At 66.6% G+C, this 19934-nt stretch carries 17 protein-coding genes; 6 read left to right on the top strand and 11 right to left on the bottom strand.

Going from position 1 to position 19934, the window contains the following annotated elements; genetic code table 11:
* Positions 1-68: 68 nt before the first annotated feature.
* The 9 genes from dnaB to AB7E03_RS13380 all read right to left on the bottom strand — a co-directional run bounded on the left by dnaB (position 69) and on the right by AB7E03_RS13380 (position 8327).
* Positions 69-1442: a replicative DNA helicase gene (dnaB, locus tag AB7E03_RS13340; RefSeq protein ID WP_441784235.1), complete on the bottom strand. Its 1374-nt coding sequence runs from the start codon at positions 1440-1442 to the stop codon at positions 69-71.
* A 464-nt stretch (positions 1443-1906) separates the two neighbouring features.
* The gene (gene rplI, locus AB7E03_RS13345; protein WP_441784236.1) at positions 1907-2359 is read right to left on the bottom strand and encodes a 50S ribosomal protein L9; all 453 of its coding nucleotides are present in this window, start codon (positions 2357-2359) and stop codon (positions 1907-1909) included.
* 11 nt (positions 2360-2370) lie between these two features.
* On the bottom strand, positions 2371-2634 hold the full coding sequence (rpsR, locus tag AB7E03_RS13350; protein WP_018189012.1) for a 30S ribosomal protein S18: 264 nt from the start codon (positions 2632-2634) through the stop codon (positions 2371-2373).
* Positions 2635-2712: 78 nt separating this feature from the next.
* Positions 2713-3225, bottom strand: a complete 513-nt coding sequence (locus AB7E03_RS13355) for a single-stranded DNA-binding protein (protein WP_441784237.1) — start codon at positions 3223-3225, stop codon at positions 2713-2715.
* Between the two features lie 4 nt (positions 3226-3229).
* Positions 3230-3601, bottom strand: coding sequence for a 30S ribosomal protein S6 (rpsF, locus tag AB7E03_RS13360; RefSeq protein ID WP_018189014.1), 372 nt, complete (start codon positions 3599-3601; stop codon positions 3230-3232).
* 246 nt (positions 3602-3847) lie between these two features.
* Complete coding sequence (locus tag AB7E03_RS13365) at positions 3848-5185, bottom strand: ABC transporter substrate-binding protein (protein ID WP_489941864.1); 1338 nt, start codon at positions 5183-5185, stop codon at positions 3848-3850.
* Positions 5186-5195: 10 nt separating this feature from the next.
* Complete coding sequence (locus AB7E03_RS13370) at positions 5196-6029, bottom strand: carbohydrate ABC transporter permease (RefSeq protein WP_489941865.1); 834 nt, start codon at positions 6027-6029, stop codon at positions 5196-5198.
* Positions 6016-6918: a carbohydrate ABC transporter permease gene (locus AB7E03_RS13375; protein ID WP_489942915.1), complete on the bottom strand. Its 903-nt coding sequence runs from the start codon at positions 6916-6918 to the stop codon at positions 6016-6018. The genes AB7E03_RS13370 and AB7E03_RS13375 overlap by 14 nt, the downstream gene beginning before the upstream one ends.
* Complete coding sequence (locus AB7E03_RS13380) at positions 6903-8327, bottom strand: CCA tRNA nucleotidyltransferase (RefSeq protein ID WP_489941866.1); 1425 nt, start codon at positions 8325-8327, stop codon at positions 6903-6905. Before AB7E03_RS13380 ends, AB7E03_RS13375 begins: the two co-directional genes overlap by 16 nt.
* Positions 8328-8422: 95 nt before the next feature.
* Here AB7E03_RS13380 and AB7E03_RS13385 point away from each other — a divergent pair, with 95 nt between their 5' ends.
* The 6 genes from AB7E03_RS13385 (at position 8423) to AB7E03_RS13410 (ending at position 16178) form a co-directional block, all read left to right on the top strand.
* A complete protein-coding gene (locus AB7E03_RS13385; RefSeq protein WP_489941867.1) occupies positions 8423-10714 on the top strand; it encodes a DUF6049 family protein in 2292 nt (763 codons plus the stop codon).
* A complete protein-coding gene (murJ, locus tag AB7E03_RS13390; protein WP_489941868.1) occupies positions 10707-12314 on the top strand; it encodes a murein biosynthesis integral membrane protein MurJ in 1608 nt (535 codons plus the stop codon). The genes AB7E03_RS13385 and murJ overlap by 8 nt, the downstream gene beginning before the upstream one ends.
* A gap of 84 nt (positions 12315-12398) precedes the next feature.
* Positions 12399-13385 (top strand): thioredoxin-disulfide reductase, encoded by a 987-nt coding sequence (gene trxB / locus AB7E03_RS13395; RefSeq protein WP_441784243.1) that lies wholly within the window; start codon positions 12399-12401, stop codon positions 13383-13385.
* A 13-nt stretch (positions 13386-13398) separates the two neighbouring features.
* Positions 13399-13725: a thioredoxin gene (trxA, locus tag AB7E03_RS13400; RefSeq protein ID WP_441784244.1), complete on the top strand. Its 327-nt coding sequence runs from the start codon at positions 13399-13401 to the stop codon at positions 13723-13725.
* 138 nt (positions 13726-13863) lie between these two features.
* Positions 13864-15189, top strand: a complete 1326-nt coding sequence (locus tag AB7E03_RS13405; RefSeq protein WP_489941869.1) for an aminotransferase-like domain-containing protein — start codon at positions 13864-13866, stop codon at positions 15187-15189.
* 32 nt (positions 15190-15221) lie between these two features.
* A complete protein-coding gene (locus tag AB7E03_RS13410; RefSeq protein WP_489941870.1) occupies positions 15222-16178 on the top strand; it encodes a D-alanine--D-alanine ligase family protein in 957 nt (318 codons plus the stop codon).
* 31 nt (positions 16179-16209) lie between these two features.
* Here the strand turns inward: AB7E03_RS13410 and AB7E03_RS13415 are convergent, their stop codons facing one another.
* Positions 16210-17172 carry a ParB/RepB/Spo0J family partition protein gene (locus AB7E03_RS13415; protein ID WP_489941871.1) on the bottom strand — a complete coding sequence of 321 codons (963 nt, stop codon included), beginning with the start codon at positions 17170-17172 and terminating at the stop codon, positions 16210-16212.
* Entirely contained in the window at positions 17172-18068 is an 897-nt protein-coding gene (locus tag AB7E03_RS13420) for a ParA family protein (RefSeq protein ID WP_489942916.1), read from the bottom strand. The genes AB7E03_RS13415 and AB7E03_RS13420 overlap by 1 nt, the downstream gene beginning before the upstream one ends.
* Between the last annotated feature and the right edge of the window lie 1866 nt (positions 18069-19934).

Here is a 19934-nt window from a genome sequence, read left to right on the forward strand (position 1 = left end):
CCACTTCGCGAAAAAGGACAATCTACGTGGCGGAATGACAATCTATGTTGGCGGTCGACAGCAGCGGATCAGATCGGCGCCATGTCCGCGAAGCGGGAGTACATGCCCTGGAACGCCACGGTGACGGTTCGGGTGGGGCCGTTGCGGTGCTTGGCGACGATGAGGTCTGCCTCGCCGGCGCGCGGGTTGTCCTTCTCGTAGGCGGACTCGCGGTGCAGGAGGACGACGACGTCCGCATCCTGCTCGATCGATCCGGACTCTCGGAGGTCGCTCAGCGCGGGCAGCTTGTCGGCTCGCTGCTCTGGACCACGGTTCAGCTGGGAGAGCGCGATGACCGGCACCTGCAGCTCCTTGGCGAGCAGCTTGAGGGCTCGCGAGAACTCGCTGACCTCCTGCTGGCGGCTCTCGACGCGCTTGCCGCTCGTCATGAGCTGGAGGTAGTCGATGATGACCATCTTGAGGCCGACGCGCTGCTTGAGTCGGCGGCACTTGGCCCGGATCTCGACGAGCGTCATGTTGGGGCTGTCGTCGATGTAGAGCGGTGCGTCGTTGATGCGGCCGCGGGTGGATGCGATCGTCGTCCAGTCGCGGTTGTCGACCGTTCCCTTTCGCATGTTCTGCAGGGGGACGGTCGCCTCAGCGGAGAGCAGGCGCATGGCGATCTCGCTGCGGCCCATCTCGAGGGAGAAGAAGATCGTGGGCATGTCGTGCTTGATGGCTGCTGCGCGCGCGAAGTCGAGGGCGAGCGTCGACTTTCCGAGTGCCGGTCGGGCAGCCACGATGACCATCTGGCCCGGGTGGAGGCCGTTCGTGAGCTCGTCGAGCTCGGCGAAGCCGGTGGGGACGCCCGTCATCGAGCCGTCCTTGTGCTTGGCGGCCTCGATCTCGTCGATCGCCACGGTCACGGCTTCGGTGAGTGGGACGTAGTCCTCGGTCTCCTGGGAGCCGGTCACCGAGTAGATCTCGGCCTGAGCGTTGTTGACGAGGTCGAGCACCTCACCCTCGGCCTTGTAGCCCATCTGCGTGATCCGGGTTCCCGCCTCGACCAGACGGCGGAGGAGTGCCTTCTCGGCCACGATGTTCGCGTAGTAACCGGCGTTCGCTGCGGTCGGCACGAGGCTCGTCAGAGTGTGCAGGTACTCGGCGCCACCGGCGCGGGACAGCTCGCCGATCTTCGTCAGCTCGTCGGTGACCGTGATGACGTCGGTCGGCTCACCGTGCGAGTAGAGCGTCAGGATCGCGTCGTAGATGATTTCGTGCTTCGGGATGTAGAAATCGGTGCCCCGGACGACCTCGACGACATCGGCCACCGCGTCCTTGCTGAGCAGCATGCCGCCGAGAGCGCTCTGTTCGGCGAGGAGGTCGTGCGGGGGAGTGCGCTCGGGGGAGCGGGCGTCGCCCGGGTCACGACCGTCGGCGAGACCGATATGGGCGATCGACACGTTCACTCCTCACTTCTCGCTGCCTCCGGGCACGACGGGATCGTCGCAGGATGCCTCCCCGCGCTCGTCGCGCGGGCGGGTTCCCTCGGGTCGATTGTCGGGACGACCTCTGACATTGCCGCTCTTCTGCGGCTGTCGTCCGTCGACGTCGGTCCACCCTACGGAGCCGCCGTCCGACCTCACAACTCAGCCTGTGGATAAAACTGGGGAAAATCTGCGCGAAACGCCGTGGAGTGTGTGTAGAAGATGTGTGGAAAGCTGTGGACAAAAAGGAAGTTCTGTGGCGAAAACGCCGTCTGATCAGCGCTTTTTCTGTCCCCACCCTGTGGGCAGAAAGTTCCTTGAACCCTGTGTTCAAGCTTGTCCGCAGGCCGCCCGCACCTGTGTACAGAACGGGGGAAAAGATCCTTAACGAAACGTAGCGGCGGGCCGTCGCCCCCCGCTACACTTCCGCTTCGTCGTGCCTACTTGGCAGCGACGACCTGCAGGTTGATGACGGCCGAGAGGTCGTCGTGCAGACGCACGGTCGCCTCGTGGTCGCCGACGACCTTGATGGGGTTGGGGAGCTCGATCTTGCGCTTGTCCAGCTCGCCGATGCCGGCCGCCTTGACGGCGTCCGCGACATCGCCGGTCTTGACCGAACCGAACAGACGGCCCTCGCGGCCCGCCTTGACGGTCAGCTTGACCTTGGTCGCCTCGAGCTTGGCCTTGAGGTCCTGGGCCTGCTCGACGGTGTGCAGTTCGCGAGCGGCACGAGCCGCCTTGATCTGCTCGACCTGCTTCTCGCCGCCACGGGACCACGCGATCGCGAAGCCCTGGGGGACGAGGTAGTTGCGGGCGTAGCCGTTCTTGACGTCGACGACGTCACCGGCCGAGCCGAGGCCGGTGACCTCGTGCGTGAGAATTACCTTCGACATGTCGCTTCTCCTTAACGGCCGGAGCCGGCGTAGGGGAGGAGCGCCATCTCGCGCGCGTTCTTGACCGCGCGGGCGATGAGTCGCTGCTCCTGGACGGAGACACCGGTGATGCGTCGGGCGCGGATCTTTCCACGCTCCGAGATGAACTTACGCAGGGTGGCGACGTCCTTGTAATCGATGACGCCCACGCGAACGGACTTCGCGGGAGCAGCGTTCTTGCCGTCCTTGCCCTTGCGGATCGGCTTGCGGCGGTCGCCGCTCGACTTTCCAGCCATGGTTTCCTTTGCTTTCCGCCCGGTCCGGCCGACGGCCGGCGGGCTGATGATGTGTGCCTCTGCGAGAGGCGAATCTCGTTAGAAGGGGGTCTCGTCGTTGTAGGAGCCCGGAGTGTTCCAGACGTCTGCACCGGCGGACGGATCGGCGGGCGCCGAAGCGGCCCACGGCTCCTCGACGGCAGGCGCACCGCCGCCGAAACCACCCTGGCTGCGTCCGCCTCCGGACGACTGCGTGCGGGTGATCTGAGCGGTGGCGTAACGCAGCGACGGGCCGATCTCGTCGATCTCGAGCTCGATGCTGGTGCGCTTCTCGCCTTCCTTCGTCTCGTAGGAGCGCTGCTTCAGGCGGCCCTGCGCGATGACGCGGGACCCCTTCGTCAGCGAACCGGCGACGTGCTCGGCGAACTCGCGCCAGACGCTGGCGCGGAGGAACAGAGCCTCACCGTCCTTCCACTCATTCGCCTGACGGTCGAACGTGCGGGGGGTGGACGCGATGGTGAAGTTGGCGACAGCCAGCCCGTTCTGCGTGTAGCGCAGCTCGGGGTCGGCCGTGAGGTTTCCCACCACGGTGATGACGGTCTCGCCGGCCATGGGACTAGGCGCCGGCCTTCTCGGAGGTGGCGGCCTTGCGGGCAGCCTTCTCGTCGGCACGCTTCTGAGCGGCGGCGACCTGAGCGATCGCCTCCTCCGCGCGGAGCACCTTGGTGCGCATGACGGCCTCGCTGAGCTTCAGCTGGCGGTCGAGCTCTTTGGTGGTGTCACCTTCTGCGGTGAGCTGGACGACGGCGTAGATGCCCTCGGACTTCTTATTGATCTCGTAAGCCAGACGACGACGACCCCAGATGTCGACGTTGTCGATCGTTCCACCGTCGTTACGAACGACGTTGAGGAACTTGTCAAGGCTCGGAGCCACGGTGCGCTCATCGATCTCTGGATCGAGGATGACCATCAACTCGTACTGATGCATGACTAACCCACCTCCTCTGGTCTCAGCGGCTGCAGACGTTCTGCAGCAGGAGGGTGTCATAGACGTGCCGAGGGCAGGACTCTGCCCGGGCAACTTCCCTAGGGTAACGGATGCGGGTGCAGGACGCCAGCCGGCGATCGTCTCGGTCATGCATCCACTGTCGCCGCCACGCCGCATCCGCGCTGACCGCCGACGCGATCTGTGGAGAACCGAGCGGGCACAGCGGTCTGTGGAGAGAAACGCTGGTCACCCCGCGCCCATCGCCGCATTCGCGGCCGACTGTGCCTTCGTCAGCGCCTCCGCGACCGGCATCCGCCCCAGGAACATCTCCTCGAACACCGGGCCGAACGCATCCTGCGCCTTCGCCCAATTCGCGCCCTGCGGCGCCTGCACACTCCCGTTCTTCAAGACGTCGTACAGCGGGGATACGTCCACTCCCTTCGCCTTCCAGTGGTCGAGGAACCCCTGCTGTGCCGCCACCACGGCAGGAGACGCCGAGCCATCGGCCCCGATGGCCGCGGAGCCGTCGGCGCTGCCCAGCCAGCGCAGCACCTTCGCGACGGCCTGGGGATGCTTCGAGTGCGCGTTCCCCGCGGCGATCACGCCGTTCGTCACGCTGATCGCGCCCGCGGGACCGGCCGGGAGAGGAGCCACGCCCCAATCGAAGGACGCCCCCTGCTCCACGTTCGCCAGGTTGTACGACCCGGTCTGGAAGAGCGCCAGCTTCCCCTGCGTGAACTGGTCGCGGCTGAAGTCGCCGTTGGTGTTCGTGTCCGCGGCCGACGGCGCCACGTGATACTTGTCGATCAGATCGACCACGTACTGGAACGCCTGCCGGCCCTGCGGGGTGTCGAACACGAATCGGTTCCCCTTCTGCAGGGCCGCGCGATTCGAGCCGAGGTAGTCGATGTAGATGGCGTTGAGGTCGTTCGCCGCGTTGTAGCCGTACTGCACGATGTGATGCGCGTCGAAGCCGGGATCGGCGGCGTTCCGCCCCGAGGCATCCAGCGTCAGCTTCTGCAGCACCGGGAGGAGCGTGTCCGAGGACCGATCGGGCGACCAGTGCAGGTCCTTCAGCGACGCCGGCGTCACTCCTGCCTTCTTCAGCAACGCGGCGTTGTAGAACACGCCGATGCCCGGGTCGGCCAGCTGCGGCACACCCCAGAGCGAGCCATCCAGCGTGTACTGCTTCACGACATCCGGCTGCCACTGCTTCTCGGCGGCCGCTCCGAGGGTCTTCTGGATGTCGACCAGGTCACCGCCGGTCGCGTAGTCCTCGAAGTTGCCGGCGTTGACCCAGAAGACGTCGTCCGCATTGCCGGCAGCGATATCGGTGCGGAGCTTGGTGAAGTAGTCCGCCCACGGCACCAGCGAGGTCTTCACCTCGATATCGGGGTTCTTCTTCTCGAACTCGGCGAACGAGCTCTGGTACGCCTTCTGCACCTGCTCGTCCCACAGCCGCACGGTGACGGTCTGCTTGTCCGGCTGGCCTGACCCGGCCACAGCAGCGGTGATGCCGACTGCCGCGACCACGACGACGAGCCCCGCCACCGCTGCGGCGATGACGGTCGAGCGCTTGGCCATGTGTGTCCTCCTACCGGAAGCCGGTGATCGTGATGGACCGCACGAAGCGCTTCTGGAAGATCAGGAACAACACGACGAGCGGCACGATCGCCAGCGTCGTCGCTGCCATGACAACTGTCCAGTTGCCGTTGTACTGGGATTGGAGGCTAGCAGTGGCGACGGTCGTCACCCGCCACGTGTTACCGCTTGTGATGACGAGCGGCCAGAGGAAGTTGTTCCACTGGCTGACCGCCGTGATCAGGACGAGGGTCGCGATGATCGGCCGGGAGAGCGGCACCACGATCTCCACCAGGATGTCGAGGGTGGATGCGCCGTCCAGCCGGGCGGCATCGATGAGTTCCTGCGGGATGCCGCGGAAGTATTCGCGCAGCAGGAAGATCGCGTACGGGCTTCCGAACGAGAACGGCAGCACCAGTCCCCAGAAGGTGTCGCGCAGCCCCAGCTGGGCCATCATCAGGTACAGCGGGATGACGAGGACCACGGCCGGGACCATGAGCGTCGCGAGGTAGACCCAGAACAGCGCATCCCGCCCCGGGAAGTCGACACGGGCGAACGCGTACGCGGCCATGATCGAGAAGACCAGCTGGAACACGAGGATGAACACGGTGACGAGCGCCGTCACCAGTAGCGCGCGCCCGAAGCCCGCCGGCCCGGTGAACAGGGTCACCAGGTTCTCGAGTGTCCACGGATCGGGCGACGACAATGCGGTGGTGCGTGCGAACTGACCGGGGGTCTTGAACGCGGTCATCGCGCTCAGGACAAAGGGGGCGAGTGTGACCGCAACGCCCGCGAGCAGGAGCGCATAGATCCCGACGGCGCGGAGCACGCGGCTAGCCGAGGTCATACGTCGTCCGCTTCCGGAAGTAGAGCTGCTGTCCGACGGTGATGGCGACGAGGATCACCAGGAGCACGACCGCCATGACCGAGGCGCGTCCCAGATCGAAGGTCTGAAAAGCCTCGGTGTAGATGCGGTTCGCGACGACATCCGTCCGATGCTCGGGCCCGCCGCCGGTGAGGGCGTAGATCTGATCGAACAGCTGGAACGTCGCGATCACGCTCGTCACCAGCACGAAGAACATGGTGGGCCGCAGCAGCGGAAGCTTGATGCGCCAGAACAACGCCACCGGTCCCGCGCCGTCGATCCGGGCCGCCTCCACCACCTGCTGCGGGATGCTGAGCAGCCCCGCCATGAAGAACAGCGTCACGTAGCCGACATTGGTCCAGATCACGACAGCGGCCGCGGCCGGCAGTGCGAGCACCGGGTCCGTCAGCCATTCGACGCGGACGCCGAGGATGGCGTTCAGCGCGCCGCCGGTCGGCGCGAAGATCCACTTCCAGACGACACCGAGGGCCAGCGGTGCGCAGATCCACGGAAGCGCGTACACCGTGCGAAGCACCGCCGAACCGGGCAGCTCTCTGGTCAAAAGGGACGCGCCGAGCAGCCCCAGCGCGGTCTGAACCGGGATGACGATCACCACGAAAACGAGCGTCACGAGCAGCGCGTTCCCGAAGGCCGGGTCCGTGAGCACCGAGGCGTAATTCGCCAGACCGGCGAACTGCAGAGGGTGGACGAGGTCCCAGCTCTGGAAGCTCAACCACACGACGATGAGCACCGGCAGCACCAGGAAGCACGCGACGCCGAACAGGCTGGGCGCAAGGAGCGCGTAGCCAGTGAGCGCATCTCTCCGGCGCAGCGCGGGGGAGCGGGTCGACCGGCTCAGCGGTTCGCCCACCACGCGAGCAGGCGGCGGGTCGCCTCCTCCTCGCCGAGCGGACCCTCGTCGAGGCGGAGCTCGAGGAGGAACTTCATCGCCTGCCCCACCTCTCGGCCCGGCCGGAGGCCGAGCACGCTCATCACCTGCTCGCCGTTGAGGTCGGGTCGGACGGCATCCAACTCTTCCTTCTCCTGGAGCTCACGGATGCGCGATTCGAGGTCGTCGTAGGCGAACGCCAGCCGGTCGGCCTTGCGCCGGTTGCGCGTCGTGACGTCGGCGCGGGTGAGGATGTGCAGACGCTCCAGCTCCGTGCCGGCGTCCCGGACGTACCGGCGCACCGCCGAGTCGGTCCAGTGCGCATCCGAGTAGCCGAAGAACCGCAGGTGCAGCTCGATGAGGCGTGCGACCGCATCGATGGTCGCCTTGTCGAAGCGCAGAGCGGTCAGGCGCTTGCGCGCGAGTTTCGCGCCGACGACGTCGTGGTGGTAGAAGCTGACCGCGCCACCCGGTTCGAAGCGCCGGGTCGCCGGCTTGCCGATGTCGTGAAGGATCGCCGCCAAGCGCAGGATGAGATCCGGCGCCTCCCCGGGGAGTCGCTCCTTCTCGTAACCGATCGCCTGATCGAGCACGGTGAGGCTGTGCTGGTAGACGTCCTTGTGGTGGTGGTGCTCGTCGGCCTCAAGGCGCAGAGCGGGGATCTCGGGGATGACGAGCTCCGCCAGTCCGCTCTCGACGAGCAGTTCCAGCCCTTCGCGGGGCTCGTCCGCCATCAGCAGCTTGCTCAGCTCGTCGCGCACCCGCTCAGCACTCACGATCTGGATGCGCTCGGCCATCGTCGACAGAGCCTCGCGCGTCTCGTCGTCCACGCGGAATCCGAGCTGCGCTGTGAAGCGGGCGGCGCGCATCATGCGGAGGGGGTCGTCTCCGAAGGATACCTGCGGGCTGCTCGGGGTGGTGAGGGTGCCTGAGAGGAGGTCCTCCACACCACCGGAGGGATCGACGAGCCGCACCTCGGGGAGGCGGAGCGCGAGCGCGTTGACGGTGAAGTCGCGCCGCAGCAGGTCGCCCTCGAGGCTGTCACCGAACTCCACCTCAGGCTTTCGGGTTGCGCCGTCGTAGCTGTCGCTGCGGTACGTCGTGATCTCGACGGTGTCCTCGCCCAGGCGCGCACCGATGGTGCCGTACTGCCGCCCGACGTCCCAGACGGCGTCGGCGATGGGCGCGACGATGCGAAGGATCGCGTCCGGCCGGGCGTCGGTCGTGAAGTCCAGATCGTGGACCGCGCGGCCGAGCAGCGCATCCCGAACCGGACCGCCGACCAGCGACAGCTCGTGCCCGGCAGACTGGAAGGCGTCGGCGAGACGGGCGACCGCGGGGGTGCGCGCGAGGTCGCCGAGACGTTCGAGGGATTCGGCAACGCTCTGCATGGTGACCCAGTTTAACGGTCCCGCTCGCGGGCCTCTCAGGAGGCGGCCTCTACAATCGACGACATGGAGGCCGAGTCGGGATCGCGCGTCGACGCATGAGCGCAGCCTCCCCCACCCTTCGGAGGGGTTCGTCACTCCGCGCCCGTCTGCGCCTGGCCGCGGCCGCCGCGGTGGTCGGAACTCTCGCCGCCGCGATGGGCGTCGGGACGAGCGCGGCGCCGGCGACTGCCGCCGGCCCTGCGTCCGCGAGCACCTCTGCCCCCGCAGCCGCACCCGCCGCCGAGGCCGCCGATCTGACGGCGTCCCTCACCGCCGACGACGCCGGGGTGCTCAGCCCCGGCAAGAATCTCGCCGTCTCCGTGACCGTCTCCAATCCCACCGACACGGTCTACGGGTCGGGGACGGTGACCCTCTTCGCGGACCCCACGCCGCAGGGCGACCGGAAGTCCCTCTCCTCCTGGCTTGCCGCGACCGGTGACGTCGCCGGCGCCGTGAACATCGGACAGGCGCAGCTCAACGCGATCGAGTCGGGGTCGAGCACGGTGGTGCGGGTGACCGTGCCGGCCACCGCCATCCCGTTCGGCACTCGCACCACGTCGGGGGTGTTCGGTCTTCGGGCGACTGTCCATGCGGGCTCCGCGGACGCCGAAGCACGCAGCTCGGTCGTCTGGTATCCCGGGGGAGCGGCCAAGCAGGCGAACATCAACGTGATGATGCCCATCGTGACCCCGGCCGGTTCCGACGGCCTGATCACGTCCGACGACCTGGCGACCTACACGGCGCCGAACGGCATCCTGACGCGCGAACTGGATGGGCTGAACGGGCACACCTCGGTGACGGTCGGCATCGACCCGATGATCATCGCGTCCATCCGGATATTGGGCAATTCGGCCCCGCCGAGCGCCCTCGACTGGCTCACTCGGCTCGCGGAGCTCCCGAACGAAACCTTCTCGCTCGGTTACGCCGACGCGGACACGGTGGGGCAGATCCAGGCCGGGCTTCCGGCGCCGCTCCAGCCGACGTCCCTCTCGTACGCCATCGACCCGAAGAACTTCACCCCGGCGCCGACCCCGGTGGGACAGCCCTCCACTCCGAGTCCGACGTCGAGCCCGGGGAAGACGACGCCCAGCCCGACGCCGACCCCGACACAGGGCCCGGTGGTCCCCTCGATGGAGTCGCTCCTCGCCTGGGACTACACGCTCAAGGGCATTACGTGGCCGGGCGACAAGACCGTGCGGCGGGCGGACCTTGCGCCACTGGCAGCCGCCGGCCTCACGACCGCGATCGTGTCGGGGAGCAACACGAATGCGGGCGATCTCAGCACCACGGCGAACGCACCGATGACCTCCGGCAACACCCGGATCCTCGCGTCCGATCAGCTCCTCAGCGATGCCCTCCGCCGGGCCGTCTCCGCGCCGAGCGACGTGGCCTGGAACGCAGCGATGTCGAAGGTGAACGCGCAGCTGGAACTCATCAGCCAGGAGCCGGGCGACGCCCGGAGTCTCGTCGTCGCCCTCGACCGCTCGTGGCCCTCCAGCGGGACCCAACTCGAGCGCACGTTCAACTCCCTTTTCGCAGCGCCCTGGTCCACTCCGTCGAACGTCCAGACCGTCGGCGCCGCTGCACCGACGCAGGGCCTGGACCTGGTCGACTCTCCCGAGACGGCGGCGCGGGTCGCCGGCATGCTGGCCCTTGTTCGGGATGAGGGCTCGCTCGGGCAGTTCGCAACCGTCCTCGAAGACCCGACCCGCCTGACCGGACGCACGCGGGCCGACCTGCTGGCCCTCTTCGCCCTCACCTGGCTGAACCCGCGGACGGACTGGACCGCAGCCGTTGCCAAAGAGCGCGCCGAGACCGTCAAGACGTTGCACTCGATCCACATCCTTCCGACCGAGAACGTCAACCTCGTGAGCGCGCAGGGCTCGATCCCGTTCACGGTGAGTAACGAGCTGCCGGACGACGCGGTCACGGTCGTGCTCACCGCCGCCCCCTCGAACAGCCGCTTGGAGGTCGACCAGTCGACCACGAAGCGCATCCTTCAGGATTCGCGTGCCACCGTCCTCATCCCGGTGAAGGCGAAGGTCGGAAACGGCCAGGTCGTGCTTTCACTACACCTGTACAGCCCGACCGGAGTCCCGATCGGCGACCCCACGTCGGTGACGGTGGATGTGCACGCCGACTGGGAGGGCATCGGGGCGCTGATCTTCGGAATTCTGCTGGTGCTGCTCTTCGGATTCGGGATCGTGCGGAACATTCTCCGACGCCGGTCGAAGGCGGCCGAGGGGGATGCTGACGAGACGGACGCAGACGATGTAACCCCGTTGGAGGGTTCGCCCGCCGGCCCGCCTGACACCGCGACCCCGGCAGAGGAGCGACCACGTGAATAGCGTCGGCCGCGCAAGCGCCCTCCTCGCCTCCGGCACGCTGGTCTCGCGCCTGCTCGGCTTCGCCAAAGCGTGGCTCCTGGTGCAGGCGATCGGGGTCATCTCGTTCGCGGCGAACGCCTACGCGACCGCGACGATCGTGCCGAACAGCCTGTACGCGATCATCGCCCAGGGCATCCTAAACGCCATCCTGGTGCCCCAGATCGTGCGCGCGTCCTTCAATGCGGACGGCGGCCGGGCCTACATCAACAAGCTCGTCACGCTCGGGATGGTGGTGTTCGCAGCCGTCGCCGTGGTCGCGACTCTGCTGGCGCCGTTCCTGATCACCCTCTTCGGCGTTCCCGAGCAGCAGCGCGAGCTGGCCACCGCCTTCGCGTACTGGTCGCTGCCTCAGATCTTCTTCCTGGGGCTGTACACGCTGCTCGGCGAAGTGCTCAATGCTCGCAAATCGTTCGGCCCCTTCACCTGGGCCCCCGTCGTGAACAACATCGTCGCCATCGCAACGCTCGCCGCCTTCATCCTCGCCTTCGGGGCCAATGCCACCGGCCACGAACACACCGACTGGTCGTTCGGGATGATCGCCCTCCTCGCCGGCGGCGCAACGCTCGGCATCGCGGTGCAGGCGCTCATCCTGTTCGTCTTCTGGCGCCGGGTGGGGCTCCGCTTCCGCTTCGACTTCGGCTGGCGCGGCGTGAACCTCGGGACGGCGGGCAAGGCGGCCGGGTGGACCCTCGCCATGCTCATCGCCACCCAGGTCGCGGGACTCGTGGAGACGAACGTCGCCAACTCGGCCGGAAAGAACTTCGCGGGAACGTTCGTCATGCAGAACGCGTGGCTGATCTTCATGCTTCCGCACGGCATCATCGCCGTCTCGATCGTCACTGCCTTCTACACGCGGATGGCCGAGCACGCCCACCGCGGATCCGTCGCCGACTTCCGCCAGGACTTCTCCTCCGCCGCCCGGTCGATCATGTTCCTCATCGTCTTCTCCTCCGCTGCTCTCATCGTCACAGCGTTCCCGATCGCGCGCGTGTTCACCTCCGACTACCAGGCGATGGGGCTGGTCCTCGTCGCCTATCTGGTGGGTCTCGTGCCGTTCTCGCTCGTCTTCATGGCGCAGCGCGCGTTCTACTCACTGGGGGACACCCGCACCCCGTTCTTCTTCACGCTGGCTCAGGTCGCCGTCATCATCGTCGGCGTGCTGGTCTGCTTCTCTGTGCCGCCGACGACCCGTGCCGCCGCGGTCGCGCTGGTGGTGTCGCTGGCGAGCCTCATCCAGGCGGTGCTCGCCTTCGCGCTGCTTCGCCGGCGGACCGGGGGAGTGGATGGGGGCCGCATCCTCGGTTCGCTCTGGCGTTTCGTGGTCGCGGGACTTGCCGCCATGGCCGCCGGCGCCGGGTTCCTCGTGCTGCTCGGAGGTCTCGGCCACGGTGCCTTCCCGGTCAGCGGACCCATTGCGGCCATTGTGGCAACCGCCATCGTCGGCGTGGTCATGCTGGTGGTCTACGTCGGCTTCCTCGCCATCCTGCGATCGCCCGACCTGGAGGTCGGACTCGCGCCTATCCTGAACCGCGCCGGAGGGCGTTCTCGCACACCCAGGTGACACGGAATAGCATCCGCCTAGGATGTGTTCTAAAGGTCGACGCCTCCAGACGAAGGTGTCGTGATCAGGTCAAGGAGTTCCGCTGTGCGGCAGATCATCATCATCGGTTCCGGCCCTGCCGGTTACACCGCAGCTGTGTATGCGGCTCGCGCCAATCTGAAGCCGCTGCTGATCGCCTCCTCTGTCGAGGCCGGCGGTGAACTGATGAACACCACCGAGGTCGAGAACTTCCCCGGATTCCCGGACGCGGTCATGGGACCAGACCTCATGTTCAAGATGCAGGCGCAGGCCGAGAAGTTCGGCACCGAGATCGTGCTCGACGACGTCGTGTCGGTCGACCTCACCGGTGAAGTCAAGAAGGTCACCCTCGGCTCCGGCGCCGTCCACGAGGCGCTCGCCGTCATCTTCGCGACGGGCTCGGCCTACCGCAAGCTCGGTCTGGCCGACGAAGAGCGTCTCTCCGGCCACGGCGTCTCCTGGTGCGCCACGTGCGACGGATTCTTCTTCCGCCAGCGGACCATCGCGGTCGTCGGCGGCGGCGACTCGGCGATGGAGGAGGCCACCTTCCTCACCCGTTTCGCCGACAAGGTGTACATCATCCACCGTCGCGACTCGCTCCGCGCGTCCAAGATCATGCAGGACCGCGCCTTCGCGAACGAGAAGATCGAGTTCATCTGGAACTCGGAGGTCGCGGCGATCGGCGGCGACGAGCAGGTTCAGAACGTCACCCTCCGCAACCTCGTCACCGGCGAGGAGAGCGAACTCCAGCTCCACGGCCTGTTCGTCGCGATCGGAAACGACCCCCGCGTGCACCTGGTGCACGGTCAGCTCGACCTGACCCCTGAGGGCACCATCGCCGTCGACGGGCGCAGTTCGAAGACCAACCTGCCCGGCGTCTTCGCTGCAGGCGACGTCATCGACCCGACCTACCGTCAGGCGGTCACCGCCGCAGCGTCCGGGACGGTCGCCGCCCTCGACGCGGAGCACTACCTCACCACCCTCCCCAAGGACCTGCTGGCCCGCGCCGTTGAAGGCGCATCCAGCGATCTCGAACTCACGACCACCGCATAAGGAGAACAACACAATGTCAGCAGCACGTTCGGTCACGGACTCCAGCTTCGAGCAGGACGTCCTCAACAGCGAGAAGACCATCCTGGTGGACTTCTGGGCTGAGTGGTGCGGCCCGTGTCGCGCCGTTGGACCGATCCTCGACCAGATCGCCGCGGAGCACTCCGACAAGATCGAGATCGTCAAGCTCAACGTCGACGAGAACCCGCAGACCGCGGCGAAGTACCAGATCACCTCCATCCCCGCGATGAAGGTGTACCAGGGTGGCGAGGTCGTCAAGACCGTTATCGGCGCGAAGCCCAAGCCTGCCCTCGAAGCCGACCTGGCCGCCTACATCGCGTAGCGCGACCCGTCCTCTTCAGACCCGTCCGGCGCTCACCCGCCGGGCGGGTCTTTTTTGTACCCGGAAGCGCGCACCGATTTTCGCCCCGGTGCGCCGCCCCCATAGCATTGCTCAACGGCAGAGAAACGGAACCCACACGTGACCGAACAGGGCTCCCCGCAGCAGCGGGGCAACAATCTGGACCCGTGGTATCACCACTACGCGCAGCGCACCAGCGGCCTCGCCGCCAGTGAGGTCCGAGCCTTGTTCGCCGTGGCCAGCCGCCCGGAGGTCGTGTCGCTCGCCGGCGGGATGCCGTTCGTGTCTGCGCTTCCCCAAGATCTGGTCGTCGGGGCCATGGACCGCGTCATGCGAGAGCGCGGAGCCGTCGCGCTCCAGTACGGCTCGGGTCAGGGCGTCCCGGCCCTGCGGGAGCAGATCCTCGAGGTCATGGCACTGGAGGGGATCAGCGGGAGCGCCGACGACGTCGTGGTGACCACCGGGTCCCAGCATGCGCTGGAGCTCTTCAGCAAGCTCTTCATCGACCCGGGTGATGTGGTGCTCGCCGAAGGGCCGAGCTACGTGACCGCCATGGTCATCTTCAAGTCGTACCAGGCCGAAGTGGATCATGTGCCCATGGATGAGCACGGCCTCATCCCCGAGGCGCTCCGGGAGCACATCGCCCGGCTGAAGTCGGCCGGGCGCCGGGTGAAGTTCCTTTACACCGTCCCGACGTTCCACAATCCGGCCGGCGTGACGCTCACCTGGGAGCGACGGCTCGAGATCCTCGAGATCGCGCGTCAGAACGACATCCTGGTGCTCGAGGACAACCCGTACGGGCTGCTGTACTTCCAGGACAAGCCGCCCGCGGCGATGCGGTCCGTGGAGAAGGACGGCGTCGTCTACTTGGGCACGTTCTCCAAAACCCTGGCTCCGGGGTTCCGGGTCGGATGGGCGCTTGCCCCGCATGCCATCCGCGAGAAGCTCATCCTCGCCAATGAAGCCGCGGTTCTGAGTCCGAGTTCGTTCAGCCAGCTCGTCATCTCCGAGTACCTGCAGGATGCGGACTGGCGCGCCCAGATCGACACCTTCCGCGGGGTCTACCGCGAGCGGAAGGAGGCGATGATTTCCGCGTTGGAGGAGTACCTCCCAGAGCTGCGCTGGACGGACCCGAACGGCGGATTCTACGTCTGGCTCACCCTGCCCGAGCATTTGGACTCGAAAGCGATGCTGCCGCGCGCCGTCACCGAGCTCGTTGCCTACACCCCAGGCACCGCGTTCTTCGCCGACGGGTCGGGGGCGCAGAACATCAGGCTGTCGTTCTGCTATCCCACCCCCGAGAACATCAAAGTCGGCGTGCGCCGTCTCGCCAATGTCCTCAACGGAGAGCAGGATCTGCTCGACACCTTCGCCGGGACCGGACCGCTAGGGGCTTCGCCGCGCAGGAGCCGTACGAGCGCCAACCCGCCAACCGACCTGCGCTAGACGAGCCTGCATTGGACGAGAAAGGCCTGATCATGGCACAAAAAGAGGAACTCGACATCGTCGTTCTCGCTGGCGGAATCTCGCATGAGCGCGACGTCTCTCTGCGCACCGGCCGGCGGGTCGCGGACGGCCTGAATGCACTCGGCCACCGGGTGGTGTTCCGGGATCCAGACGCCTCGCTCCTCGCCTTCCTCGACGAATCCCGGCCGGATGTTGTCTGGCCGGCCCTCCATGGCGCGAGCGGTGAGGATGGCGCCCTTCGCGGCCTGCTCGAGATCACCGGCGTGCCCTTCGTCGGCTCGCGCGCCGACGCATCCCGGCTGGCATGGTCGAAGCCGACTGCCAAGACCGTCGTTGAGCGGGCCGGCGTCTTCACTCCGGCCTCGGTCACGCTTCCTCAGGAGACGTTCCGCGAGCTGGGGGCGGGGAGCGTCCTCTCGACGGTTCTGGGCGGCCTCGAGGTGCCTGTCGTCGTCAAGCCGGCGCAGGGCGGGTCGGCTCAGGGCGTCACGATCGTCACGACCGCGGAGGAACTCCCGCGGGCGATGGTGGATGCGTACACCTACTCCGATGTTGCGCTGATCGAGCGGAAGGTCGAAGGCGTCGAGGTCTCCGTCGCCGTCGTCGACACGGGCGATGGACCGGAGGCGCTACCCGCCGTGGAGATTGAACCCGTCGACGGCGCGTACACGTTCGATGCGCGTTACAACGCGGGGGAGACCCGGTTCTACGTGCCCGCTCGGCTCGATGATGAGGTGGCCGAAGCTGTCGCCGCAGCCGCTGTGGCAGCCCACAAGGCGCTGGGCCTGCGGCATCTCTCGCGGATCGACCTCATCGTCGACGGGTCGGGGACACCATGGTTCCTCGAGGCGAACGTTCTTCCCGGCCTCACCGAGACCTCGATCATGCCGCAGGCGATCATCGCTTCGGGCCGCGAGCCGGGCGACGTATATGCAGCTCTGGCTCTCGCCGCCATCGCCGACGCCTGATCTGGTTGTCGCCCGGGTCGCTGCAGTCGGCTCAGGTGTAGCTGGGCTGCCCGAGTTCGGCGAGGATACGGTTCAGGTCCTGGATCGTCGCGAAGTCGACCACGATCTGTCCCTTGCGGGCACCGAGTGAGATCTTCACTCGAGTGTTCAGCCGGTCGCCCAGGTGGCCCGCGACCTCGTCGAGGTGTCCGCGGTGCCGCCCAGCCGTCGCCTTGGTTCGGACTGGCTTCGGGGTCTTGCTCGCTGCCGCCTCGGCTGCTCGCACCGACAGGTCCTCGTTGACGATCTTGTCCGCCAGCCGGATCATCGCTTCCTGATCGTCGGCCAGGGACAGGATCGCGCGGGCGTGCCCCGCGCTCAGGACTCCGGCCGCGACCCGTGACTGCACCACGGCCGGCAGCTTCAGAAGCCGGATGGTGTTGGTGATCTGCGGGCGTGACCGGCCGATGCGGTTGGCGAGCTCTTCCTGGGTGATTCCGAAGTCTGCGAGCAGCTGCTGGTAGGCCGACGCCTCCTCGAGCGGGTTCAGTTGGCTTCGGTGGAGGTTCTCCAGGAGGGCGTCGCGGAGCATGTCCTCGTCGGCCGTCTCCTTGACCACCGCCGGAATCGTCTCCAGGCCAAGTTCTTTGGTGGCCCGAAGCCGGCGCTCGCCCATGATGAGCTCGTAGCGCCCGGGCTCGTCGGGGAGCGGGCGCACCACGACTGGCTGAAGCACGCCCACCTCGCGGATGCTGGCCACTAGTTCGTCCAGCGCATCGCGATCGAATTCCATGCGTGGCTGAACCCGGTTGGGGACGATGTCGTCGGGGGAGATGCTGGCCAGTCGAGCGCCCGGGACGGCGAGCAGGGTGTCCTCCCGCTCGGCGACGGCCGTTCCGGTCGACGTTCCACCGAAGTTGTCGGGGAAGAATACATCGACCGGCCGGCTGGTCTGGTCGCTGGTGGGGATGAGGGCGCCGATGCCGCGGCCCAGTCCGGTGCGCTTCGCTGCCATTAGCGGGGTACTCCTCTTCGTGCGATCTCTGCGGCCGCCTCCATGTAGGAGAGGGATCCGCTCGAGTTGGTGTCGTAGCTGATGACGCTTTGTCCGTAGCTCGGTGCTTCCGAGATGCGGACGGAGCGGGGGATGATCGTGTCGAGGACCTCGTTGGGGAAGTGCTCGCGCACGTCTGCGGCGACCTGGTGCGCCAGGTTGGTACGGGAGTCGTACATCGTCAGCAGGATCGTGGAGACCCGCAGCTTCGGATTGAGGTGGCGCTCGATCAACTGAATGTTCTTGAGGAGCTGACTCAGGCCCTCCAATGCGTAGTACTCGCATTGGATGGGGATCAGCACCTCGCTCGCCGCGACGAATGCGTTGATCGTCAGCAGTCCGAGCGACGGCGGGCAGTCGATGAGTACATAGTCGATGTCGTACTCCTCGAGGAACCGGTCGAGCGCCCGCGAGAGCCGCTGCTCGCGGGCCACCATGGAAACGAGCTCGATCTCGGCGCCGGCCAGGTCGATCGTCGCCGGGATCACGAAAAGCCCGTCGAACTCCGGGCTCTTCTGAATGACGTCTTCCAGTTCGCGGTCATTCACGACAACGTCATACACGCTCGGAGTTCCCTCGCGATGCTCGACACTCAGCGCCGTGGAGGCGTTCCCCTGCGGGTCCAAGTCGATCACCAGGACACGCGCGCCGGATTTCGCGAGGGCTGCGCTCAAATTGACGACCGTCGTGGTCTTTCCGACCCCACCCTTCTGGTTGGAGATCGTGAAGATACGCGTACGCGAAGGGAGGGGGAGTGTTGTTGCCGCGATTACCTGCCGCCGACGAGCGAGATCCTGGATCTCCTGGGCGAGGGGAGTGGTTCCGTCGAAACCGGCGTCCGATACTTCCGGGTCCATGTCGTTGTCGATCTCACCTACTCCGCCGCGGTCGTTCTGGTGGGGTTGTTTCACGTGAAACCTCGTCGCTCGATGGTGCTCCGCACCGGCTTGCCGTCGGTCGTTCGGCACACCAGCAGCGCACCCGTTACCAACTCTAACTCGGATGTCCGGCGCTTCCCGCGCGCCGCGCTAGCTGTGGATAGGTCACTGCGAGTGATTCGTCGTCCCTGGCATGGCGGGTGGCCCCACGTGGGCCGCCTCGGCCGCCTCGGTCGCGAACGGTGACGCGCCTCGTGCTGGTTTCACGTGAAACGTCAAGGTTATTTCCTGCAGCAGGCCGTCCGCGCGCTCTAGGGCGGGAGGCGTTACCGTTAGGTCCTCACCCCCTGCCCCAATTGTTTGCGCCCCAGTCGACGGTCGACGGTAACGGATGCTGGGCTTAGCGTCCTCTAGATGGACCAATTCGGGGTCCTCGACCCAACCCCAGTCGGTCGACCGAATGCGGCAGTTGTCGATCGGATTCAATCGCGCTGGGTCCCGTGTTCTCCGGACAGTCGGCAACACCACGTTTCACGTGAAACGCGGTCTCTTCGTACCGGATCCGCGATAGCCGACGCTCACAAACGGACGCGTCGGGGAGGGGAACCTTCTGGCAGCAGCGCGCCGGGTGGCCAGACCATACAGTGACGGGAGGCGCTCCCGCCGTTCGCTGAGCGGGCCCCGAAGCCGTTCTCTGCACCCGGCCCTTCGCGCGGCGCTAGCACTTCGAGGCCGCGATTCTGAATGCACTCAGGCTCTCGACGCACTCAGACTCTCGACGCACTCAGACTCTCGACGCACTCAGACTCTCGACGCACTCAGACTCTCGATGCACTCAGACTCTCGATGCACCTAGGCCTCCGAGCGGCCCAGCCCCGCGATGCACGCACGCCCCCGACAACACTCAAGTCCCGGAGACACTCGGACCTCGACAACACTCAAGTCCCGGAGACACTCGGACCTCGACAACACTCAAGTCCCCGAGACACTTAGGGCTCGACAACACTCAACTCCCCGAGACACTTAGGGCTCGACAACACTCAACTCCCCGAGACACTTAGGGCTCGACAACACTCAACTCCCGGCGGCACTCCGGAGCTCGATAGCACTCAAGCCTCCGAGGCACACAGACCCCGGGGCACACAGACCCCGGGGCACTCAGACCCCTGGTGCGCTCGGACCCCGAGCCACTCGGCTCTCCCAAGTGACTCGCCTGGAACGGTGCTCTCGCTAAAGCAAACCGCGGATTCCAGATCCGCCGGTTCCTGCTTCTTCCCGACGACCCCGCCCCGGCGGAACATTCCCGACGTTTCACGTGAAACGTCGGCTACGACACAGGCCGGGCCCCCGACAAGCACGCTCTGTCGTGCCCGCCACATAGCTGAACTCCTCGTTCCAAAGCGTCTAATCGTCATCACTCTGCCCGAAATTGGCTAGCGGACCGCGACCCGCTAGACGCCCGACGCTGGCTCCTGGGCCTCCATCCACTCGGCGCACGCAGGGAGCGGCCACACTCTTTCGGCGGAACGGATTTACCCGGGCCGCTCAAGCATCTCCGGACGATTTGACCACCATTGGCGCTCGTGGGAGGCGGCGGGGGAGGGCGCATCACGGTCACCGTTCCAGAGACCACCGCCCGACAGCCTGCAGACGGCGAATGCGCGACCACGAACTAGTCCACCACATACCCCGCGCCCTGAACTCCTAGCGAATACGTCGGTCTGCAGCCACCGCGACTACCGGCCGCAGCGAAAGGCCCGATGTGATTTCATCGCAGCCAGACGCCCGAAACTTACAGCGGACGCCGGTCCCGATACCATCCCCGACCACGATCGAGCGGGTGCA

It is taken from the genome of Leifsonia sp. RCC_180, from assembly GCF_058138205.1.

Bases quoted from the DNA above. Each gene is read 5' to 3' on its own strand.
- AB7E03_RS13365 (WP_489941864.1), bottom strand. From the start codon at position 5,185: ATGGCCAAGCGCTCGACCGTCATCGCCGCAGCGGTGGCGGGGCTCGTC.
- rpsR (WP_018189012.1), bottom strand. From the start codon at position 2,634: ATGGCTGGAAAGTCGAGCGGCGACCGCCGCAAGCCGATCCGCAAGGGC.
- AB7E03_RS13380 (WP_489941866.1), bottom strand. From the start codon at position 8,327: ATGCAGAGCGTTGCCGAATCCCTCGAACGTCTCGGCGACCTCGCGCGC.
- AB7E03_RS13370 (WP_489941865.1), bottom strand. From the start codon at position 6,029: ATGACCTCGGCTAGCCGCGTGCTCCGCGCCGTCGGGATCTATGCGCTC.
- AB7E03_RS13415 (WP_489941871.1), bottom strand. From the start codon at position 17,172: ATGGCAGCGAAGCGCACCGGACTGGGCCGCGGCATCGGCGCCCTCATC.
- rpsF (WP_018189014.1), bottom strand. From the start codon at position 3,601: ATGCATCAGTACGAGTTGATGGTCATCCTCGATCCAGAGATCGATGAG.
- AB7E03_RS13355 (WP_441784237.1), bottom strand. From the start codon at position 3,225: ATGGCCGGCGAGACCGTCATCACCGTGGTGGGAAACCTCACGGCCGAC.
- AB7E03_RS13410 (WP_489941870.1), top strand. From the start codon at position 15,222: ATGGCACAAAAAGAGGAACTCGACATCGTCGTTCTCGCTGGCGGAATC.
- trxA (WP_441784244.1), top strand. From the start codon at position 13,399: ATGTCAGCAGCACGTTCGGTCACGGACTCCAGCTTCGAGCAGGACGTC.
- rplI (WP_441784236.1), bottom strand. From the start codon at position 2,359: ATGTCGAAGGTAATTCTCACGCACGAGGTCACCGGCCTCGGCTCGGCC.
- AB7E03_RS13420 (WP_489942916.1), bottom strand. From the start codon at position 18,068: ATGGACCCGGAAGTATCGGACGCCGGTTTCGACGGAACCACTCCCCTC.
- AB7E03_RS13385 (WP_489941867.1), top strand. From the start codon at position 8,423: ATGAGCGCAGCCTCCCCCACCCTTCGGAGGGGTTCGTCACTCCGCGCC.